Source organism: Pseudokineococcus basanitobsidens, assembly GCF_037482545.1.
In the GTDB taxonomy this organism is placed as follows: Bacteria; Actinomycetota; Actinomycetes; order Actinomycetales; family Quadrisphaeraceae; genus Pseudokineococcus; species Pseudokineococcus basanitobsidens.
In genome coordinates this window covers 23,144-41,921 of the sequence record NZ_JBBIAA010000016.1, presented here as the reverse complement: position 1 = coordinate 41,921, position 18,778 = coordinate 23,144, and the positions used below count along the sequence as shown (strand labels likewise).

Below are 18,778 nucleotides of genomic sequence, written 5' to 3'. Positions count from 1 at the left end.
CGAGCGGCGGCACACTCGGGGACATGGCCGCAGCCCGCCGGGACGAGCCGGACGAGGTGCGCCACGGCGTGCCCCTCACCTCCCTCGGCAGCGAGCTCTTCGACGGGGCCGGCGCGACCAAGCGCGACCTCGTCGACCACGTCGAGGCGCTGGCGGACCGGCTGCTGCCCGAGCTGGCCGGCCGCCCGCTGACCGTGGTCCGCGTGCGGCCCGGTCAACGGCCCTTCGTGCAGAAGAACCTCCCCGCCTCGGCGCCGGCGTGGATACCGGTGCGCGAGGTCTGGTCCGAGGCGTCGCACCGCACGGTGCGGTACCCGCTCGTCGAGGACGTGGCGACCCTGGTCTGGCTCGCCGGTCAGCGCGCCGTCGAGCTGCACCCGACCGTGCTCGACGGCGAGGGGCGGGCGACGCGCCTGGTCGTCGACCTCGACCCGCCGGAGGGCGCCCCGTTCGAGCACGTCGTGCACGCGGCACGGCTCGTGCGTCGGGTGCTCGACGACGCGGGCCTGGGCGCCGCGGTCACGACGAGCGGCGCGAAGGGCCTGCACGTCGTCGTCCCGGTGCGCGGAGTCGCCGTCGAGGACGCCGCCGCGGTGACGCGAGCGCTGGCCGCGCGGGCGGAGCGGCTCGACCCCGACGCCGTGACGACGGCCTACCTGCTCGCCGACCGCGGCGGACGCGTGTACCTCGACCCGACGCGCGCGGGTGGCGGCACGCTCGCCGCCGTCTACGCGCCCCGGGTGCGGCCCGGGACGCCGGTGTCGTTCCCGGTCGCGTGGGACGCCCTCGACGACGTCGTGCCCGGGCAGCCGACGGTGCGGACGGCGGCGACGGTGCTCGGCGACGCGGACCCGTGGCGGGCCTCGCTGCCCGCGCCGCAGGACGTGCCGGCAGCCCTCGTCGACGAGGGCCGCACCATCCCGCCGCCCCGCGCCGCGGCGATGCACGCGGGACGGCGACGCGCCCGGGCGGCGCGCCCGCCCGGCTGAGGACGCCCGGCCGAGGACGCCCGGTGAGGACGCCCGGTGAGGACGCCGGGTCGTGCCGCGCCACCGGTCCCCGCACGATGGGCGGCATGGCGACGAGGCAGCAGCAGGTCATGGCCAGCGCGGGCGACGCGCTGCGGTACGAGCCGATCGGCAAGCGCGTGCGCGCGGCGCTCGCGGGCGGGGTCGTGCTCGACACGACCGACGCCGTCGTGGTCTGGGAGCCGCGGCGCCTGCTGTGCCAGTACGCGGTCCCCGAGGCCGACCTTCGCGCGGACCTGACCCCGGCGGCCGACGTCGGCGCAGCGGTCCCCGAGGACGGGATGCTCGGCCCGGACGTCCCCTTCGCCGCGCACACCGCGGCCGGCACGGCGCTGGACCTGTCCGTCGGCGGCGTCGTGCGGCCCGGGGCCGCCTTCCGCCCGGAGGACGGCGACCTCGACGGCATGGTGCTGCTCGACTTCGACGCCCTCGGCCCGTGGTGGCACGAGGAGGAGGAGAACGTCGGCCACGCGCGGGACCCGTTCCACCGCATCGACACCCTCCCCAGCACGCGACGGGTCCGCGTCGAGCGGGACGGCGAGCTGGTGGCGCTGAGCACCCGCGCGATGGCGGTCTTCGAGGCGCAGCTGCCGCCGCGCTTCTACCTCCCGCGGGAGGACGTCGTCGCCGACCTGGCGCCGACCGGCACGAAGACCGCCTGCCCGTACAAGGGCTGGTCGACGTACTGGACGGTGCGCACGCCCTCCGGGGCCGTGGAGGACGCCGCCTGGAGCTACGAGACGCCGCTGCACGACGTCGTCGCGGCCGCCGGGTACGTCTGCTTCGACGACGGCGCGCTGGACGTCACGGTCGACGCCCCGGCCTGACGGCCGCCGCTCCTGGGCGGCGACGACGGCGGACCTCGTGGGGCGGCACGCCGTCCGCCGACCCACGAGGTCCACCACGGTCGCCGTCCCACCGCCGGCTCACCCCTGGGACGCGGCCCCCCAGCCGTGCCAGCGGGTGACCTCGACGTGGACGAGGACGCGCGGGCTCTCCCGGTTCGGGTACTCGCGCCCGGTGTAGTGGCGGGACAGCCGGTCGATGCCGGCGAGGCCCTCGTCGTCCTCGACCGAGACGACGCGGCCCTGGACGCTGACGTGCGTGTACCAGTCGCCCTCGGCGAGCGCGGTCAGGGCGACGCGCCCGTCGCGACGCAGGTGCTCCAGGCGGGCGCGGCCCGCGTCGAGGCCGAGCAGCACGCGACCGTCGTCCTCGACGAGGTACCAGGTGGCGACGCTGACGGGACGGCCGTCGGCGGCGACGGTGGCCATCACCGCGGGGTTCGGCCGGCGGAAGAGCTCGGCGACGTCCTCGGGCATCGGGGGGTTCGGCATGCCGCCACGATGCCACCGCGGTCCCCGTCGCGGTCGGCGCCGGGCGCCGGGGGTGCCCGGCCGGCCGTGCGGCATCCTCACGGCGTGGGCGTCGAGGAGGTGCTGTCGGCGGCGCGCGAGGGCGTGCGGCGGCTGGACCCGCACGAGGTCGTCGCCGCGGCCGCCGACGGGGCCCTGGTCGTCGACACCCGCACCGAGGCCCACCGCCGCGAGCAGGGCGAGCTCCCGGGAGCGCTCGTCATCGACCGGACGGTCCTCGAGTGGCGCCTGGACCCGACGAGCCCGTGGCGCATCCCCGAGGCCTCCGGACCTGACCTGCAGGTCGTCGTGGTCTGCCGGCACGGCTACAGCTCCAGCCTCGCCGCCGCCTCCCTGCGGGCGGTGGGGCTGCACCGCGCGACGGACCTCGCCGGCGGCGTGCAGGCGTGGCTCGCCGCGGGTCTGCCCGTCGACGACGGGCCGGCCGACGTGCGCCGGTAGCGGGTCGACGGGGTCCGCCACGACGGTCGGTCCCGCGCCCGACATCCCGCGGATGGCGCGGGAGGGTGCGCGGCTCAGACCCGGACGGCGCCGCCGGCGACCGTGAGCGTCGTCCCGCTGACCCAGCCGGCGTCGTCGGAGGCGAGGTAGGCGACGGCGGCGGCGACGTCCTCCACGGTGCCGAGCCGGCGCAGCGGGTGCTCGGCGGCGAGCTGCTCCTGCACGTCGGGCGGGATCTGCTGCTGGTTGCGCTCGGACATCACGGTCTCCGGGCTGACGCAGCACACCCGGACGCCCGAGGGGCCCGCCTGCGCGGCCGCGAGCGCGGTGAGGTGCTCGACGCCCGCCTTGGCCGCGGCGTAGGCGGCGGGGCTGCGCGGGTCCGGCAGCCGCGCCGCGGTCGAGGACACGGTGACGACGACGCCCGACCCGCGTCGCTCCATCCCCGGCAGCACCGCGCGCAGGGTCAGGAAGACGCTCGTGAGGTTGTCGTCCACCTCCCGGCGCCACTGCTCCGGGGTGATGTCCTGCACGGGGCCGGGGCGGACGCTGCTGCCGCCCGCGCACGCCACGACGACGTCCGGCGCGCCCCACGCCGCCTCGAGGTCCGCGCGCAGCCGGTCGACGGCGTCCTCGTCGGTCAGGTCGGCGAGCAGCTGCAGCGCCTGCCGCCCCTGCGTCCGCACGAGCTCCGCCGTGGCGGACACCGCCGCGGCGTCGCGGCCGTGGACCGCGACGTCGGCGCCCTCGCGCGCGAGGGCGACGGCGCACCCACGGCCGATGCCGCGCGAGGCCCCCGTCACGAGCGCCCGTCGACCGGTGAACCGCTGCATGCGCCCTCCTCGGCCCTCTCCGGACCGGCGCGACCGGAGGGGTCACGACGGTGCTCCGGCGACCGTCGGACGTCAACACCCCTGGGCGTCGTGCGGCGGCGGGACCGTCGCGTGCTCTCGCCGTCCGGCCGCCGCCGGGCCAGGCTGGCCGGGTGACCGACGACCCGCTGCCCCCGCTGCCCGAGGACTTCTCGACGATGCTCGCCGTCGCCGCCCACCCCGACGACCTGGAGTACGGCGCGGCCGCCGCCGTGGCGCGCTGGACCGACCAGGGCAAGACCGTCTCCTACCTGCTCCTCACCCGCGGCGAGGCCGGGATCGACACGGTGCCGCCCGAGGAGTCCGGCCCCCTGCGCGAGCGGGAGCAGCGGCGCGCGTGCGCGGCGGTGGGCGTCGACGACGTCGTCTTCGCCGGGCTGCCGGACGGCGTCCTGCAGCCGGACGTGGTCCTGCGCCGCGAGGTCGCCCGAGCGGTCCGGCGGGTCCGGCCGGAGGTCGTCGTCGCGCCCGCCACGCGCGACTGGGGTGGCGTCCCCGACCAGGCCGACCACCGGGCGCTGGCCGCCGTCCTGCTCGACGGCGTGCGCGACGCCGGCAACCGGTGGGTGCACCGGGAGCTCGTGGACGAGGGCCTCGAGCCCTTCGACGGCGTGCGCGAGGTGGTGCAGGTCTTCGCCGCCGAGCCGACGCACGCCGTCGACACGAGCGCCACCCTCGACCGCGGGATGGCGTCGCTGCGCGCGCACGAGACGTACTGGGAGGTCCTCGGCGGCACCCCGGAGCAGATGCTGCGCGAGGGCGCGGCCGCGGTCGGGGCACGGCAGGGCGTCGCGTCCGCGGTGCTCGTGGGGCGTCTGCCGCTGCGGCCGCAGGAGTAGGGCGCAGGACCGGGAGACGACGGGGACAGCCCCTCGACAGACCGAGACGGACTGAGGACACGATCGGGTGATGTTTGTGTCCAGCGGGGTCACCCGTCCGTGGCCGTCGGCATCGTCGCAGGTCACAGGCCTGCGGGCGGTACTCGACGCCGGTCCCGTCGTCGGTGGTCGCCCCTAGCGTCAGCGGCATGACCACGGCGGCGGGGGACGGCGCGACGGGCGAGGAGCCCGTCGGCGCGCCCGGTCCCCCCGCCCCGCGTGACGGTGCCTGCGGCTCGCCGGTGCCCGTCGCGGACGGCGTCACCGCCCTGAGCGCCACCCTCGACGCCCTGCTGACCGCGGAGGTCTGGCGGTGCACCGACGCCGGGGTCCGCGACGCCGTCGTCGCGCTGGAACGGCAGGCCGCCCGCCTGGACGCCGTCCGCCTGCGGCTGCTGGCCGCCGCCGACGACCGGTCGGTCGGCCGGGCCACCGGGGCACCGTCCACCGCGGACTGGCTCGTCGGCGCCACCACCACCCGCGCCGAGCACGCCCGCAGACGGGTCGACCTAGCCCTCGCGCTGCAGGGACCGCTGACCGCCACCGGTACCGCCCTGGCCGCCGGTGACGTGACCGGCGACCAGGCCGGCGTCATCCACACGACCATGACCCGCGTCCACCCCGACGTCGACGCCGCCACCCGCACCGACGCGCAGGCCTTCCTGCTCGAGCAGGCCACCCACCTCGACCCCCGCCGCCTCGCCCACGTCGGCCGGCACCTGAGCGCCCGCCTGGACCCCGGCACCCACGACGACCTCGCCCGCACCGAGGCCAGACAGACCCGGCAGCGCGCCGTGCGCTGCACCCAGACCGACGACGGCACCTGGTTGCTCTCCGGCGTCCTGGACCCGACCGGCGGCGCCACCCTCACCGCCGCCCTGGCACCCCTCGCCGCCCCGGCACCCGCCACCGACGGCACCCCCGACACCCGCACCCACCCCCGGCGCCTGGCCGACGCCCTCGTCACCCTCGCCGACGCCCACCTCGCCGGCCACACCGGCACCAGCAGCTCCCGACCGCGGCTGCTGGTCACCGTGCCCCTGACCACCGTCCTCGACCCCGCCACCCCCGGCGCCGCCCCCGGCCACCTGCCCGGCGGCGCCCCCGTCTCCGGGCAGCAGACCCAGCTCCTGTCCTGCGACGCCGAGGTCGTGCCCGTCCTCGTTTCCGACGACGGCACCCCGCTGGACGTCGGCCGGACCACGTACTCCTTCCCCGACCGCATCCGCACCGCCATCCGCCACCGCGACCAGACCTGCACCTTCACCACCAGCCGCGGTGGCGGCACCAGCGGCCGCTGCACCCGCCCGGCCGCCAGGGGCCACCTGCACCACCTACGGCCCTGGTCGCAGGGCGGCACCACCTCCGAACGCAACGGCACCGTCCTGTGCGGCCACCACCACCGCCTCGTCCACGCCCAGGGGTGGCGGGGCGAGCTGCGCGGCACCCAGGTCGTCTGGCACCCACCCGACCAGACCGACCCCCACGTCCCACCGCCACCCTGGGCACCACGCCTCGGCACGCTCGTCGGCCGCTGGCGCGCCCGCGCTCGTGCGGCACCACCCCGACCCGCCGACCCCGGCTGCGCGGCGTGAACCGACGGGTGCTCCCGACACCCGTCACTGCCGACGGCCGGGCTCGGCACGCACGCGGCACGTCCGCCGGGGCGAGGAGACCTACCCGGGTACGCCGCGAGAACTCGACCACCGGGCACGTCGGCCGTCGAGCGGCACGGACCGATGAGCCGAGGGACCTCCGGCGGTCTCTCCCTGGACCGAGCGGCGGACTGAGCGGCGACGCCGCCCCACCTCCAGGAGCAGCCATGACCCTGAACCGAGTGCTCGCAGGCGTCACCGTGAGCGACCTCGCCGTCGCCGAGCGCTGGTACACCACGCTCTGGGAGCGGGGGCCTGACGCGAGACCCATGGAGGGCCTGCTGGAGTGGCACCTCGGGACCGGCGCGGGGCTGCAGGTGCACGCCGAGCCCGCGCGCGCCGGCCGCTCCGGCGTCACCCTCGCCGACGACGCCCTCGACGCGCTCGCCGAGCGCCTGCGGGCCGCCGGCGTCCGCCACGACGGGCCGCAGCCCGGAGGCGGCGCCCGGATCCTGCCGCTGGAGGACCCGGACGGGAACCGCGTCGTCGTGACCGGCACCTGAGACCGGCCACGTCCTCACGGTCCACGACCGGAGACCCGGCCGCAGACGCGACGGAGCCCGCCTCCCCCCGAGGGGGAGACGGGCTCCGGTGGTGCTGGTGAGGCGGCTGCCTCAGGCGGGGCGGACGCCCTGCGCCTGGGGGCCCTTCTGACCCTGGCCCACCTCGAACTCGACGGCCTGACCCTCGTCGAGGGTGCGGTAGCCCTGCATGTCGATCTCGCTGTGGTGGACGAAGACGTCAGCGCCGCCGTCGCTCGGGGAGATGAAGCCGAAGCCCTTCTCCGGGTTGAACCACTTCACGGTTCCCTGTGCCATGTGACCACTCCTTCACGGGGTGTCGGTCCCGCACCGTGCGGGACCGGCCGACCCAGACGGCGGGCACCGGCCCCCTCCTGTCGAGGGCCTGGTCGCTCCGCCGCCGTGTTACCGCGAGCGTGGATGACACGACACACGAAACTGGACGACCTGCTATGTCTAGCACCTCCGGGCCGCCACGTCTTCCCCGGGTCCGCCACGAGATCGGCCCCCCGTCCCGCGCCCCCGTCCCGCGAGACGCCTCGACGCGACCGTCAGCCGTCCAGCAGCTCGGCCTCGGGGACGCCGTCGCGCAGCACGACGCGGACGCGGTGACGCTCGTCGCCGACGCGGAGGTCGCAGACCGCCTCACCCCGGAGCACCGTGGCCGGGCAGGAGCCGGCGACGTCGACGCGCCCGACGGGCCCGTCCGGCCCGTCGGTCCCCGGCGACCTGCCGTCCGGGACCGGTGCGTCGCCGGTGCAGGTCACGGTGACGTCCAGCCCCACCGCGGGCGGGGTGCACTGGAGCGACGCGGGGTCGAGCCCCACCGCCTCGAGGACCTCGACGGCTTCTTCGGCACCGGCGCGGACCACCGGGCTGCCGGAGACCAGCAGGTCGTCGGCGGGACCGTCTGCGACCGCCTGCAGCGTCTGCCACGCCGGTGCGACCGCACGCACCACCACGACGGCCACGACGACCGAGGCGACGCCGAGCGCCACGGCGACGCCCGACCGCACCGCCCCCGTCCGGAGCCGGCGCGCGCGCACGAGCCCGACGAGCCCGGCGACGAGCGCGGGCACGCCCGTCAGCACGGACAGCACGACCGACAGCACGCCGAGGACGACCGCCGTGGTCGCGACGTCGTTGCGGACCTCGTCGTCCGCCCGGCCCACGAGCCCCCCGAGCCCGCCGGGGGCCGCGGGGCCACCACGACCGGGCTCCTCGGGCTCGTCCTCCCGCTGCCCCACGAGCCGTCCCCTCGTCCTGCGGGCCCGCGGGTCCCCGACGACCGCGGCGAGTCCCGCCGACGCTACGCGGCCCGCCCCGCACCTCGGGTCCGGCAGCAGCACCGGGAGCGCCTCAGGACCGAGCACCACGGGACCGACCCCCGGGCGTCACGACCGCGACGACGGGGTGACGATGGAGACGCGGGGGCGACGCCGGGGGCGCACCGCACGGCACGCCCGGGGACGGGGACCCGCAGGACAGCCCCGGAGGACAGCCCAGGAGGACAGCCCGGGAGGACAGCCCCGAGAAGGGCCCGGGAGGACAGCCCGGGAGAGCGCGGAGGAGGACGCCGGTGGCGGAGCGCAGGAGGCCGCAGGACGTCCCGGTGGCGGACTGGGTGGAGCAGCAGATCCGCGACGCGCAGGCGCGGGGCGCCTTCTCGGGGCTGCGCGGCGAGGGCCGCCCCATCCCGGACCTGCACCGTCGGCGCACGAGCCACCAGTGGGTCCTCGACTGGGCGGAGCGCGAGGGCGCCGACCTCTCCCTCGCCGTGCCGCTCAGCCTCGCGATGCGGCGCGAGCGCGCCGAGCTCCGGGCGCTCCTGCCCTCGGTCCGCTCCGAGGCGGAGGTGCGCGAGCTCGTCGCCGACTTCAACGGCCGCCTGCGGGACGCCTACCTGCGGCCCGCCTCCGGACCGCCCATGGCCGTCGGCCCGCTGGACCTCGACGTGCAGCTCGGGCGGTGGCGCGAGGCCCACCCCTCGCCGCCGGAGTCCCCTGCACCGCCCGCACCGACGCGTCCGGCGGCCCGGCGCCCGTGGTGGCGCCGCCACCGCACGCGCTGACGACGTCCCCGCCGCCGGAGCGGCGCACGCAGGACGCCGGTGGCCGACCGGCTTGACGCCCGGGCCCCGGCCGGTGAGCGTCCCCGCGTGACCCCCGCACCCGACGCAGAGCCGCTGGACCACCTCGCGCTGCTGCCGGGCGTCGTCGACGGGCTCCTGGCCGCCGCGGTGGACGTCGACCTGGCCGCGCCCGTGCCCGGCTGCCCCGGCTGGGACCTCGCCGCACTGCTGGATCACCTCGGCGGCACCTACCGGTGGGCGGAGGCCATGCTCCGGTCCGGCCGCGCGGAGCACCTGCGCCCCCGCGACGTCGTGCCGCCGCCCGGCCCCGACCCGAGGACGTGGGTGCGCACGAGCGCCGACTCGCTGCTCGACGCGCTCACGACGACGGCGCCCGACGCCCCGGTCTGGACCTTCGGCCCGCGCCCGGTCGCGGCGTTCTGGCGGCGACGGCTGCTCCACGAGAGCGCCGTCCACGCCGCCGACGTCGCCCTCGCCGGTGCCCGCGAGCCCGAGGTGCCGCGACCGGTCGCGGTCGACGGCGTGGCCGAGCACCTCGAGGTCGTGCCGCGCAACCCGGGGGTCGTCCGGCGAGCGGCCGGGTCGGCCCCGGCCGCGCCGGTGCTGCTGGACCTCGTGGCCGCCGACGGGCCCGAGCGGTGGCGTGTGCGCTGGGACGGCACCGGCAGCAGCCTCGTCGCCGCCGGCCGCGCCACCGGGCCGACCGAGGGCGCCGCGCCGGACGCCGTCGTGCGCGGGCCCGTCGTCGCCCTGCTCCTGGCGCTGTGGCGGCGTCCGGCCCCCGTCGAGGTGTCCGGTGACGCCGCGGCGTGGCACCGGTGGTCGCAGGCGCACGCGCTCTGACCCGCGGCAGGGGCGCCCTGGCGGGGCGCGGGCAGCACTGCGACGATCCGGGCCCGGCCGCGACGACGCGACCGGCTCTCCTTGGAGGTCGGCATGGCAGGTAACCGCGCGGTCACGTACCGAGGACCCGGGGAGGTCGAGGTCGTCGACATCGACTACCCCACCTTCGAGCTGAAGGACGGGCCGGGCGTCAACCCGGCGAACGTCGGGCGGCAGCTCCCGCACGCGGCGATCCTCAAGGTCGTCACGAGCAACATCTGCGGCAGCGACCAGCACATGGTCCGCGGCCGGACGACGGCGCCCGCGGGCCTCGTCCTCGGGCACGAGATCACCGGCGAGGTCGTCGAGACCGGCCCGGGCGTGGAGTTCATCCGCACGGGCGACATCTGCTCGGTGCCCTTCAACATCGCCTGCGGCCGCTGCCGCATGTGCAAGGAGGGCAAGACGGGCATCTGCCTCAACGTCAACCCCGACCGCCCTGGCTCGGCCTACGGCTACGTCGACATGGGCGGGTGGGTCGGCGGCCAGGCCGACTACGTCGTCGTCCCCTACGCGGACTGGAACCTCCTGCCCTTCCCCGACCGGGACCAGGCGCTGGAGAAGATCCGCGACCTCACGATGCTCTCCGACATCTTCCCCACGGGCTTCCACGGCGCGGTGACGGCCGGGGTGGGGCCCGGCTCGACCGTCTACATCGCCGGGGCCGGGCCCGTGGGGCTCGCGGCGGCGGTCGGCGCGCAGCTGCTCGGGGCGGCCGTCGTCCTCGTGGGCGACCTCGACGAGCGCCGCCTCGCCCAGGCCCGCAGCTTCGGCTGCGAGACCGTCGACGTCAGCAAGGGCGACCCGAAGGACCAGATCGAGCAGGTCCTCGGGGTGCCCGAGGTCGACTGCGGCGTCGACGCCGTCGGCTTCGAGGCGCGCGGGCACGGCGAGGGGTCGAGCCACGAGGCGCCCGCGACGGTGCTCAACTCCCTCATGGAGGTCACCGCGGCGGGCGGCGCCCTCGGCATCCCGGGGCTCTACGTCACGGGGGACCCTGGCGGCGTCGACGAGGCGGCCAAGAAGGGCTCGCTGTCCCTGAGCCTCGGCACCGGGTGGGCGAAGTCGCTGTCCTTCACGACGGGCCAGTGCCCCGTCATGCGCTACAACCGCCGGCTGATGCAGGCGATCCTCCACGACAAGGTGCAGATCGCGAAGGCCGTCAACGCCACGGTCATCCCGCTCGAGGACGCCCCCCGCGGGTACGCGGAGTTCGACAGCGGCGTGGCGCAGAAGTTCGTGCTCGACCCGCACGGCATGGTGCCCGCCGCCTGAGCGGGTGACCGCCCGCCCGGCCGGTGCTCCCGGTCGGGCGGGCCTCGGGCAGGCTCGCGGCGTGCCCCCGCCCCGGCCCCGTCCGCCGCGCCGCCCCCGTGCCGACCGGGTCGGTCTGGCCCTGGCGTGGGTCGCGGTGGTCGTGGTGGGCGCCGGGGCCCTGGCGTCGCTGGACCCGGCGCGCGTCGGCCTGTCGATGCTCACGCCGTGGGCCCAGCTCGTGACCCTCCGCGCCGCCGCGGGCGCGCTGGCGCTGGCGCTGGCGGTGCTGCTGGCACTGGTCGCCGCGGCCGTGCGGGTCCGCCGGCGGCGGCGCCTGCGGCGGTGGCCGGTGCCGCTGCTCGTCCTCGTCGCCTGCCTCGCGGTCACGGGGGTCGGCCAGGGCGCCGTCCTGCTGGCCCGGACCCCGCCGCCGGCCCTCGGCGCCGCCGGTGACGGCCGTCCCCTGCCCGGACGGCAGCCCGGTGACCTCGTGGTGACGACCTTCAACGTCGGTCCCCGCGGCACCCCGGCCGACGAGGTGGTGGACCTGGCGCTGCGCCGGGACGCCGACGTGGTCGCCCTCACCGAGGCCCCCGAGGAGCTGGCGCAGCAGGTCGCGGACGGCCTCGCCGCCGCAGGGCGACCGGTCCAGCTGCTCTCCGCGGCCCCGGTCGACGGGCCAGCCCTGCGCCTGGGCGGCACGGGGCTGCTGCTGCCCTTCGTGGAGGCGAACACGCGGCTGCTCGTCAGCGAGGACCTGGGTCGCTACACGGCCGTGGGCCCGGACGGGACCACGTCGGAGGGGACCACCTCGGACGGCACCAGCTCGGACGGCACCAGCTCGGACGGCACCATCAAGGAGGAGGCCGGTCCGGGGGTCCCCGCGCCCCCACGGCTGCTGGGCGGTGCCGTCGTCGCGGTGCCCGCGGACGGCGACGGACCGCCGCTGGCCGCCGTGCACACGCTGCCCGCCCTGCCGCTCCTCTTCGACATGGGCCGGTGGCGGTCGGAGACGGCCGCGGCCGTGGGCCTGTGCGACCGCCTGCCCGGTGGGGTCGTCGCGGGGGACCTCAACGTGACGCCGGACCACGCCGTCCTGCGCACGACGACCTGCGTCGACGCCGCGGCCGGGGAGGGCCTCCACGGCGGCGACGGGCCCGACGACGACGGGGCCGACGACGACGGGGGCGGCGACGACGGGGGCGGCGGGGCCGACGCCCCCGGCGGGACGTGGCCGAGCAGCCTGCCGGTGCCGCTGACCGCCCCGATCGACCACGTCCTGGCGGACGCCGGCTCCTGGTCGGCCGTCGACGCGGCCGTCGACCGGGTCGGCGCGAGCGACCACCGAGCCCTCACGGCGCTGCTGCGCCCGCGTCCGACCGGCTGACGGCGGCGAGAGGACCGAGGGGACCGAGGGGACCGAGGGGACCGAGGGATGGTCCCGGGGCCGGAGCGCTAGAGGGCCGCGGTCGTCGTCGCACCCGGGGCGGTGGTGACCAGGGCCCCACCGGCCAGCCCGTCGAGGGCGCTCGCCTCGAGCCGGGCGGAGATCTGCGCGCCCCCGTCGGCGGCGTGGCCGTGACGCGTGGTCCCGATCCGTTCCATGACGCGGGACAGCGGCAGCGACGCCGTCGCCGCGGTCGTCGTGACCTGGCCGTAGCCGAGGTGCCGCAGCGCGGCGGCGGTGTGACGCGCCAGCGCGCTGCCGACCCCGCGGGCCTGCCAGCCGTCCTCGACGAGCACCCCCATCTCCGTCGTGAAGTCGGTGCCGGGGCGCACGCCCACGTGGGCGGTGGCCACGGCGACGACGTGGCGGGGGCCGGCGAGCGCGACGACCACGAGCGGCTCGGCGAGCAGCGCCGTGAGCGCCGTGAGCGACGGGGCTCGGCCGCCGGCGCGGTAGCGCTGCAGCAGGGTGGTCCCGGTGCAGCGGCCGTGCATCGCCGCCAGGGCGGCGAGGTCGGCGGGCACGGCACCGCGCACCACCAGGACCTGCTCCGTCCCCTCGCCGGCGCCGGCGCCCACGGCCGACCGGCTCGACAGGCCCTGCAGGACGTCGACCGGCGCGTCCTCGCCGAGGGCGGTGGGCGAGAGCCCCGGACCCTCCGGCCGCAGCTGCCAGGGCCGGCGGGCGAGCGCAAGCCCCTCGCGGACGGGCAGCGGCGCGGGTGCGCTGCGCCGGGGCAGCGCCCGGCTGGGGCGGGTCCGGCGCCGCCGGACGCCACCGGCGGGGTGGCTCGCCATCGCCGCGGCACGGGCGGCGCTCGTGGTCGCAGCGGGGCGGGGGGCGGGCACTGCGGTCATGGCGCTCACGGGGTCCTCCTGCGGCTCAGCCGGTGTGACGCGCCTCACGGTGCACGAGCCGTGTTCCCCGGGGGTCACGCCGTGTTTCCGCCGTGTGACGCGCCGGGCCCCCGGGAGGGCCCGACCGGCGCACGAGCCCGGTCGGCCCGGGGTCGTCGGCCCGGGGTCGTCGGTCCGGGGTCGTCGGCCCGGGGTCGTCGGCCCGGGGTCGTGGGCACGGGGTCGTGGGCACGGGGTCGTGGGCACGGGGTCACCCGACGACGGGCGACCACGTCCCCGCCCAGACCGCGGCGCCGGTCGCCGCCGCCGCGAGCAGCACGCACCCGAGGACCACGCCGGCGTCGCGGGCGGCGAAGGTGCTGCGGCGAGCCCACGTCCGCGGGGCCCCCGGCACCCCGAAGCCCCGCGCCTCCATCGCCGTGGCCAGCCGGGTGGCCCGCCGCAGGGCGAGGACGAGCAGGGCGAAGGCCTGGCCGCCGGCCACCCGGGCACCGGCGAGCGGGCCCCGCGCGTCGCCGAGCCCACGGGCGCGGCGCGCGAGCGTCAGCGTCCGCCACTCGACGACGAGCAGGCCCGCGAGCCGCAGCCCCGCCAGCCCGCCGAGGACGAACCGCGACGGCAGGCGCAGACGCTGCGCCAGGGCGTCGCCGAGGTCCGTCGGGTCCGCCGCGACGAGCAGGAGGACGCCGGGCACCCCGACGGCGAGGACGCGCAGCAGCGTGGCGACGCCGAGCTCGAGCGAGCCCTCGGTCACCGTGAGCGGGCCGCCGCCGAGCAGGACCTCACCGGCGTCCCGGCCGATCACCGTGGTCACCAGACCGGCGGGGACGGCGGCGACGAGGACGGGCAGCAGCCGGACGACCAGCGCCCGGGCACCCAGACCGGCGAGGGGCAGCAGCGGGAGCTCCAGCAGGAGCGCCACGCCGGCGCTGACGACGTCGACGGTGAGCAGCAGGCAGACCGCGACGACGGCGCCCCCGGCCAGCAGGGCGAGCGGGTTGGCGCGCGTGAGCGGCGTCGCGCGGACGGACCCCACGGGACCGCCGAGCGACGCGCCGGAGGAGGCCGGGCCGGAGGCGGTCGCGTCGCAGGAGCACGGGCCGGAGGAGCACGGGCCGCAGGAGCACGGGCCGGTGGCTCGGGGAGCCGTGCTCACGCCCGCCCCCGCCCCCGCCGGAGCCGCCGGCCGCGGCTCGGCGCGGGCCCGTCCGGCCGCTGCGCCAGCGGCACGGCGGGGTCCGGCGGCTCGAGGTGGTGCACCCGGGCGCCGGTGGCGGCGACGAGCTCGGCGTCGTGGGTCACGGCGAGCAGCGCGGCCCCGCCCTCGACGAGCTCGCGCAGGAGGGCGACGAGCTCGGCCCAGGTGCGCGCGTCCTGGCCGAAGGTCGGCTCGTCGAGGACGACGACGCGCGGGCCGGTCGCCAGGGCGGTCGCGACGGACAGGCGGCGCTTCTCGCCGCCGGAGAGCGTGAAGGGGTGCGCACGGGCGAGGGCGGCGAGGCCGAGGCGCTCGAGCAGCTCGTCGGTGCGCGCCCGCACCTGCGCCTCGGGCACGCCGAGCCGCCGCGGCCCGTGCGCGAGCTCGTCGGCGACGGTCGCGGTGAGCAGCTGGTGCTCCGGGTCCTGGAAGACCGTCCCGACCCGGCGCAGCAGCTCGCGCGAGCGCCAGCCCCACGGCGAGACCCCGAGGTCCCCGGCCAGCCCCGGCGAGGCCTCGACGCCGCCGCCGACGGGCTCGAGGAGGCCGGCGAGGGTCAGGGCGAGCGTGGTCTTGCCGGCCCCGTTGGCACCCGTCAGCGCGGTGACGGAGGCGGCCGGCAGGTCCAGGTCGGCCGAGCGCACCGCCACAGGGCCGCCGGGGCGGGCGCACGCGAGGGAGCGGGCGTGCAGCAGCACGTCCCCGACGGCCGGCGGCGTCCACGCGGGGGCGGGCGGACCGGCGCGGAAGCGCTGGGGCACCCAGACGCCCCGGGCGGCCAGGGCGTCGCCGTGGGCGCGGAGCACCTGCTCGGGCGGGCCGTCGGCGACGACGGCCTCGCCGTCCGCGGGACGCCCGAGCACCACCACGCGGTCGACGACGTCGGCCCAGACGGCCACCCGGTGCTCGACGACGACGAGCGTCGCCCCCGTCCGCCGCAGCGCCGCGACGACGGCGTCCCGCACCTCGACGACGCCCGCGGGGTCGAGGTTGGCGGTCGGCTCGTCGAGCAGCAGCAGCCCCGGTCGCATCGCGAGGGCGCCGGCGAGCGCCAGACGTTGCTTCTGCCCGCCGGACAGCGCCGCCGTCGGGTGGTCGAGCGGGAGGTCGAGCCCGACGGCGTCGAGCGCCGCGCGCACGCGCGGCCAGATCTCCTCCCGCGGGACGGCGAGGTTCTCCGCGCCGAAGGCGACGTCGTCGCCCAGGCGGGAGAGCACGACCTGGCTCTCCGGGTCCTGGAGCACGAGCCCCGCCCGGCCGCGGCGCGCTCCCGCCGGGGCGCCGCCGACGAGCAGCTCCCCCTCCCGCTCCCCGTCGTCGGCCCCCCCGGCCCCGGGGGGACCGCCCGCGAGCACGCCGGCGAGCGCGGCGAGGAGCGTCGACTTGCCCGAGCCCGACGGACCGAGCAGCAGGACCCGCTCCCCCGGCGCGACGTCGAGGTCGACGCCGCGCAGCGCGTGCGCCCGACGGCCGCCGTGCCGCCACCCGAACCCACGGGCCCGCACGGCGGCGGGCCCGGTGGTGGGCCCGGTGGTGGACCCGGTGGTGGACCCGGTGGTGGGAACGCCGGCGCGGCTCAGACCCGCGTCCCGGACCGGCCGGACGCGACGCCGGACAGCGCCCCCGTCCGCGCGAGGGCACGGACGACGACGTGGGCGAGGGCGCCCGCGAGGACGAGGCCCGAGACGACGGACAGGACGAGGTAGACGACCTTGTAGCCGAGCTCCCACGCGGGGTAGGAGAAGGTGGTGTCCATCAGGCCCACGGCCACGCCCGCGAGCGCCCCGGCCAGCAGGGCGGCGACCAGGCCCCAGCGGCGGTAGCCGAGCAGCGCGAAGCCGAGCTCCGCGGCCAGCCCCTGGACCACGGCCCAGACGAGCACCGTCACGCCCCACTGGGTGCCGATCAGCATCGAGACCAGGCCCGCGACCACCTCGGCGAAGAGCGCGGCCCCGGGCCGGCGGACCACGAGGCCGCCGAGGAGGGCGGGGAGCAGGTAGCCGCCGTTCAGCACGGCCGCCAGCGGCGGGAGGAAGGCCAGCGGTGCGCCGACGGTGTTCGACGCCGCCCCCCACGCCCACAGGACGACGCCGGCGGCGACCGCGACGACGGCGCAGACGACGATGTCGACGACGCGCCAGCGGCCGCTCGCCCCGCGGGCCCTGGTGGTGCTCCTGCTGGTCGTGCTCATGGTGGTTCTCCTCCCGTGCGGTGCACGAGGGGGACGCCGCGCGCCCGCCGGCCCGGCGGGCGCGGTTCTCCCACGCCTACGGGTCGACGCGCGACGGCGACGAGTCCCGACTCCCTCCGCCGGTGCTAACCGGTTCAGGTTCGAGGGTCTGCGGCTCCCGCCGCACTCTCAGCGCCGGTCGGCGCTCCCCTGTCGTTCGGGGGGAGCGTAGCCCCGCGCCGTGGGGCGCCGCCCGCGGGCGGCGGTCGACGGGTGCCGGCCGTGCCGGAGGCCCCGGCGGTCAGCAGCCCGCCGTGGCGACGGCGGTGGCGAGCACCTCGACGTTCACGACGCCGACGACCCGCCCGTCGCCCGCGGTCACGACGAGCGGGGCGAAGCGGTCGGGGGCCGGACGGGCCATCGCACGCGCCAGGGCGGCCCGGGGGTCGGTGTCCGGCGACAGCGTCGTCACGGGGTGGCACCAGGGGGTGCCGTCGGGCTGGGCCGCGACGACGGCGCGGGGCCGACCGCCCGGGTCCAGGTCCAGCTGGCCCGGCGCGGGGTCGAGGAGCAGCGCCCCCAGGCCGGAGGGACGCCGCGCCGGCGCGCCGAGGTCCCGCACCCGGGCGAGGTCGGCCACGGGCCAGGCGGGCGCGGGGCGGCCCAGGAGGAAGCCCTGCACGAGAGGCACGTGCAGGCGCCGCGCCGTGAGGAGCTGCTCGGGCTGCTCGACGCCCTCGAGGCAGACCCAGGCGTCGAGCGCGGCCGCGAGCTCCCCCACCGCGCGGACCGTCGCTTCGGCGGCCGGGTCCGTCCCCAGGCGTGCGACCACGCCGCGGTCGAGCTTGACGACCGACGGGCGGACCTCGAGCAGCCGCGACAGGCCGGACCACCCGGCGCCGACGTCGTCGAGGGCCACGGTGCCGCCGGCGGAGCGCACGGCGTCGAGGCCCTCGAGGACGGGCCGCGGGTCGTCCGGCCACAGGCCCTCGAGCACCTCGACCACGACGCCGCCGAGGTCGCCCCACTCCTCCAGCTCCTCGAGCACCTCCGCGTCGGCGAGCGCGCGGGGGTCCACGTTGACGGACAGGAAGGTGTCGGGCGGCACGTCCGGCCGCAGCCGGCGTGCCTCCCGGAGCGCCAGCACGTGCAGGGCGCCGAGGGCGTCCGGGTCCTGCGCCGCGGCGAAGAGCTCGGCCGGGCCGGTCCCCAGCCGCTCGTCGACCCGGGCGAGCACCTCCCAGCCGGCGACGACGGCGCGCTCGAGGTCCACGAGCGGCTGGACGGCGCACCGCAGCAGCGACGGGTCGGCCAGCACGGCGGCCACGGCCACGGCGGGCGCCACCGTCGTCCTGCGGGGCGCGGGCGCAGCGACCGGGCCCGTGGCCGTCGCCGAGGAGACCGTCACGATTCGCGCACCCGGGCGAGGACCTCGTCCTCGAGCGCGTCGTCCACCGTGACGCCGTGGTCACGGCTCGCGTGCTCGACGACGTCCTGGAGGACCTCCTCCGCCGTCTCGCCCCGGAACGTCTCGGAGCAGCCCGGGACCACGTCGCCGCAGCGGAACGCCTTCACGCCTGGACCTCCTTGAGCCCCTCGCCTGCCCTGCCTCGGCCACGGACCTCCGTCCCCTCCGGAGGTCCGCTGCGGACGCGGCAGTGGTCAAGGCTCGCCCTACGGACCCCATTTGACCACTCCCTGTCCGGACTGCAGACGCTGAGTGAGGAACACGGCCTGTCGGCGCGGCACCGGCGACCCTCCGGGGGCAGTCGCGGGCGACGCGAGCTTGCCCGGCGTCCTCCCCGGCGGAAGGGTGTCCCGCCATGGGAGACAAGCTGTTCAAGCTGCTGGGCACGGGGGGCGCGATCGCCGCCGGCATCGCCGCCAACAAGGTGCTCACCACGGTCTGGCGCAAGAGCCTCGGCGGCGAGCCACCGCTCAACCCCGAGTCGGACGAGACGTCCTGGGGGGAGGCCGTGGCCTGGGCGCTGCTGTCCGGGGCCGTGGTCGGGGTCGCGCGGCTCGCCTGGCGGCGCAACGCCGCCTCGTACTTCCGCCGGAGCACCGGGCGCCTGCCGGGGACCCTCGACGAGGCGCACTGACC

At 78.1% G+C, this 18,778-nt stretch carries 21 protein-coding genes and 1 riboswitch; of the genes, 11 read left to right on the top strand and 10 right to left on the bottom strand.

The genetic code is table 11. The features are described from left to right. Window positions 1-23 precede the first annotated feature (23 nt). Together ligD and WDZ17_RS12485 are read left to right on the top strand one after the other, a co-directional pair. Window positions 24-989, top strand: a complete 966-nt coding sequence (gene ligD, locus WDZ17_RS12490) for a non-homologous end-joining DNA ligase LigD (protein ID WP_339575493.1) — start codon at window positions 24-26, stop codon at window positions 987-989. 86 nt (window positions 990-1,075) lie between these two features. Beyond that, a complete protein-coding gene (locus tag WDZ17_RS12485; protein ID WP_339575492.1) occupies window positions 1,076-1,855 on the top strand; it encodes a DUF427 domain-containing protein in 780 nt (259 codons plus the stop codon). Between the two features lie 99 nt (window positions 1,856-1,954). Here WDZ17_RS12485 and WDZ17_RS12480 read toward each other — a convergent pair whose 3' ends face one another. Further along, window positions 1,955-2,365, bottom strand: coding sequence for a TIGR03618 family F420-dependent PPOX class oxidoreductase (locus WDZ17_RS12480; RefSeq protein ID WP_339575491.1), 411 nt, complete (start codon window positions 2,363-2,365; stop codon window positions 1,955-1,957). 84 nt (window positions 2,366-2,449) lie between these two features. On the opposite strand from WDZ17_RS12480, the gene WDZ17_RS12475 reads away from it, so the two are divergent. Further along, window positions 2,450-2,845 carry a rhodanese-like domain-containing protein gene (locus WDZ17_RS12475; protein ID WP_339575490.1) on the top strand — a complete coding sequence of 132 codons (396 nt, stop codon included), beginning with the start codon at window positions 2,450-2,452 and terminating at the stop codon, window positions 2,843-2,845. A gap of 74 nt (window positions 2,846-2,919) precedes the next feature. Here WDZ17_RS12475 and WDZ17_RS12470 read toward each other — a convergent pair whose 3' ends face one another. After that, window positions 2,920-3,678, bottom strand: a complete 759-nt coding sequence (locus WDZ17_RS12470) for an SDR family NAD(P)-dependent oxidoreductase (protein ID WP_339575489.1) — start codon at window positions 3,676-3,678, stop codon at window positions 2,920-2,922. A 152-nt stretch (window positions 3,679-3,830) separates the two neighbouring features. Between WDZ17_RS12470 and WDZ17_RS12465 the strand changes: the two genes are divergently transcribed. The 3 genes from WDZ17_RS12465 to WDZ17_RS12455 all read left to right on the top strand — a co-directional run bounded on the left by WDZ17_RS12465 (window position 3,831) and on the right by WDZ17_RS12455 (window position 6,753). Further along, complete coding sequence (locus tag WDZ17_RS12465) at window positions 3,831-4,556, top strand: PIG-L deacetylase family protein (protein WP_339575488.1); 726 nt, start codon at window positions 3,831-3,833, stop codon at window positions 4,554-4,556. A 188-nt stretch (window positions 4,557-4,744) separates the two neighbouring features. Then, window positions 4,745-6,190: an HNH endonuclease signature motif containing protein gene (locus tag WDZ17_RS12460; RefSeq protein WP_339575487.1), complete on the top strand. Its 1,446-nt coding sequence runs from the start codon at window positions 4,745-4,747 to the stop codon at window positions 6,188-6,190. Between the two features lie 227 nt (window positions 6,191-6,417). Further along, window positions 6,418-6,753 carry a VOC family protein gene (locus WDZ17_RS12455; protein ID WP_339575486.1) on the top strand — a complete coding sequence of 112 codons (336 nt, stop codon included), beginning with the start codon at window positions 6,418-6,420 and terminating at the stop codon, window positions 6,751-6,753. A 111-nt stretch (window positions 6,754-6,864) separates the two neighbouring features. Here WDZ17_RS12455 and WDZ17_RS12450 read toward each other — a convergent pair whose 3' ends face one another. Both WDZ17_RS12450 and WDZ17_RS12445 read right to left on the bottom strand, forming a co-directional pair. Further along, on the bottom strand, window positions 6,865-7,068 hold the full coding sequence (locus WDZ17_RS12450; RefSeq protein WP_339575485.1) for a cold-shock protein: 204 nt from the start codon (window positions 7,066-7,068) through the stop codon (window positions 6,865-6,867). Between the two features lie 254 nt (window positions 7,069-7,322). Next, the gene (locus WDZ17_RS12445; RefSeq protein ID WP_339575484.1) at window positions 7,323-8,018 is read right to left on the bottom strand and encodes a hypothetical protein; all 696 of its coding nucleotides are present in this window, start codon (window positions 8,016-8,018) and stop codon (window positions 7,323-7,325) included. 332 nt (window positions 8,019-8,350) lie between these two features. Between WDZ17_RS12445 and WDZ17_RS12440 the strand changes: the two genes are divergently transcribed. The 4 genes from WDZ17_RS12440 to WDZ17_RS12425 all read left to right on the top strand — a co-directional run bounded on the left by WDZ17_RS12440 (window position 8,351) and on the right by WDZ17_RS12425 (window position 12,389). Further along, a complete protein-coding gene (locus tag WDZ17_RS12440; RefSeq protein ID WP_339575483.1) occupies window positions 8,351-8,842 on the top strand; it encodes a DnaJ family domain-containing protein in 492 nt (163 codons plus the stop codon). Window positions 8,843-8,929: 87 nt separating this feature from the next. Then, window positions 8,930-9,706: a maleylpyruvate isomerase N-terminal domain-containing protein gene (locus tag WDZ17_RS12435; protein WP_339575482.1), complete on the top strand. Its 777-nt coding sequence runs from the start codon at window positions 8,930-8,932 to the stop codon at window positions 9,704-9,706. 93 nt (window positions 9,707-9,799) lie between these two features. Next, window positions 9,800-11,020 (top strand): formaldehyde dehydrogenase, glutathione-independent, encoded by a 1,221-nt coding sequence (gene fdhA, locus WDZ17_RS12430; protein WP_339575481.1) that lies wholly within the window; start codon window positions 9,800-9,802, stop codon window positions 11,018-11,020. Between the two features lie 61 nt (window positions 11,021-11,081). Further along, the gene (locus tag WDZ17_RS12425) at window positions 11,082-12,389 is read left to right on the top strand and encodes an endonuclease/exonuclease/phosphatase family protein (protein ID WP_339575480.1); all 1,308 of its coding nucleotides are present in this window, start codon (window positions 11,082-11,084) and stop codon (window positions 12,387-12,389) included. Window positions 12,390-12,457: 68 nt separating this feature from the next. Here the strand turns inward: WDZ17_RS12425 and WDZ17_RS12420 are convergent, their stop codons facing one another. The 6 genes from WDZ17_RS12420 to WDZ17_RS12395 form a co-directional block, all read right to left on the bottom strand. Further along, window positions 12,458-13,315, bottom strand: a complete 858-nt coding sequence (locus WDZ17_RS12420; protein ID WP_339575479.1) for a GNAT family N-acetyltransferase — start codon at window positions 13,313-13,315, stop codon at window positions 12,458-12,460. 241 nt (window positions 13,316-13,556) lie between these two features. Next, on the bottom strand, window positions 13,557-14,342 hold the full coding sequence (locus WDZ17_RS12415; RefSeq protein ID WP_339575478.1) for an energy-coupling factor transporter transmembrane component T family protein: 786 nt from the start codon (window positions 14,340-14,342) through the stop codon (window positions 13,557-13,559). Window positions 14,343-14,458: 116 nt separating this feature from the next. Beyond that, entirely contained in the window at window positions 14,459-16,009 is a 1,551-nt protein-coding gene (locus WDZ17_RS12410; RefSeq protein WP_339575477.1) for an ABC transporter ATP-binding protein, read from the bottom strand. A 71-nt stretch (window positions 16,010-16,080) separates the two neighbouring features. Beyond that, entirely contained in the window at window positions 16,081-16,695 is a 615-nt protein-coding gene (locus tag WDZ17_RS12405; protein ID WP_339575476.1) for an ECF transporter S component, read from the bottom strand. A 94-nt stretch (window positions 16,696-16,789) separates the two neighbouring features. Next, a riboswitch (TPP riboswitch) is annotated at window positions 16,790-16,896 on the bottom strand. A gap of 79 nt (window positions 16,897-16,975) precedes the next feature. Next, a complete protein-coding gene (locus tag WDZ17_RS12400; protein ID WP_339575475.1) occupies window positions 16,976-18,019 on the bottom strand; it encodes an EAL domain-containing protein in 1,044 nt (347 codons plus the stop codon). Window positions 18,020-18,078: 59 nt separating this feature from the next. Then, window positions 18,079-18,249: a DUF1059 domain-containing protein gene (locus tag WDZ17_RS12395; RefSeq protein ID WP_339575474.1), complete on the bottom strand. Its 171-nt coding sequence runs from the start codon at window positions 18,247-18,249 to the stop codon at window positions 18,079-18,081. 248 nt (window positions 18,250-18,497) lie between these two features. Here WDZ17_RS12395 and WDZ17_RS12390 point away from each other — a divergent pair, with 248 nt between their 5' ends. Next, complete coding sequence (locus WDZ17_RS12390) at window positions 18,498-18,776, top strand: DUF4235 domain-containing protein (protein ID WP_339575473.1); 279 nt, start codon at window positions 18,498-18,500, stop codon at window positions 18,774-18,776. Window positions 18,777-18,778: the final 2 nt, after the last annotated feature.

Coding starts and splice junctions, on each gene's coding strand:
- ligD (WP_339575493.1), top strand. CDS start 24: ATGGCCGCAGCCCGCCGGGACGAGCCGGACGAGGTGCGCCACGGCGTG.
- WDZ17_RS12485 (WP_339575492.1), top strand. CDS start 1,076: ATGGCGACGAGGCAGCAGCAGGTCATGGCCAGCGCGGGCGACGCGCTG.
- WDZ17_RS12480 (WP_339575491.1), bottom strand. CDS start 2,365: ATGCCGAACCCCCCGATGCCCGAGGACGTCGCCGAGCTCTTCCGCCGG.
- WDZ17_RS12470 (WP_339575489.1), bottom strand. CDS start 3,678: ATGCAGCGGTTCACCGGTCGACGGGCGCTCGTGACGGGGGCCTCGCGC.
- WDZ17_RS12460 (WP_339575487.1), top strand. CDS start 4,745: ATGACCACGGCGGCGGGGGACGGCGCGACGGGCGAGGAGCCCGTCGGC.
- WDZ17_RS12455 (WP_339575486.1), top strand. CDS start 6,418: ATGACCCTGAACCGAGTGCTCGCAGGCGTCACCGTGAGCGACCTCGCC.
- WDZ17_RS12450 (WP_339575485.1), bottom strand. CDS start 7,068: ATGGCACAGGGAACCGTGAAGTGGTTCAACCCGGAGAAGGGCTTCGGC.
- fdhA (WP_339575481.1), top strand. CDS start 9,800: ATGGCAGGTAACCGCGCGGTCACGTACCGAGGACCCGGGGAGGTCGAG.
- WDZ17_RS12405 (WP_339575476.1), bottom strand. CDS start 16,695: ATGAGCACGACCAGCAGGAGCACCACCAGGGCCCGCGGGGCGAGCGGC.
- WDZ17_RS12390 (WP_339575473.1), top strand. CDS start 18,498: ATGGGAGACAAGCTGTTCAAGCTGCTGGGCACGGGGGGCGCGATCGCC.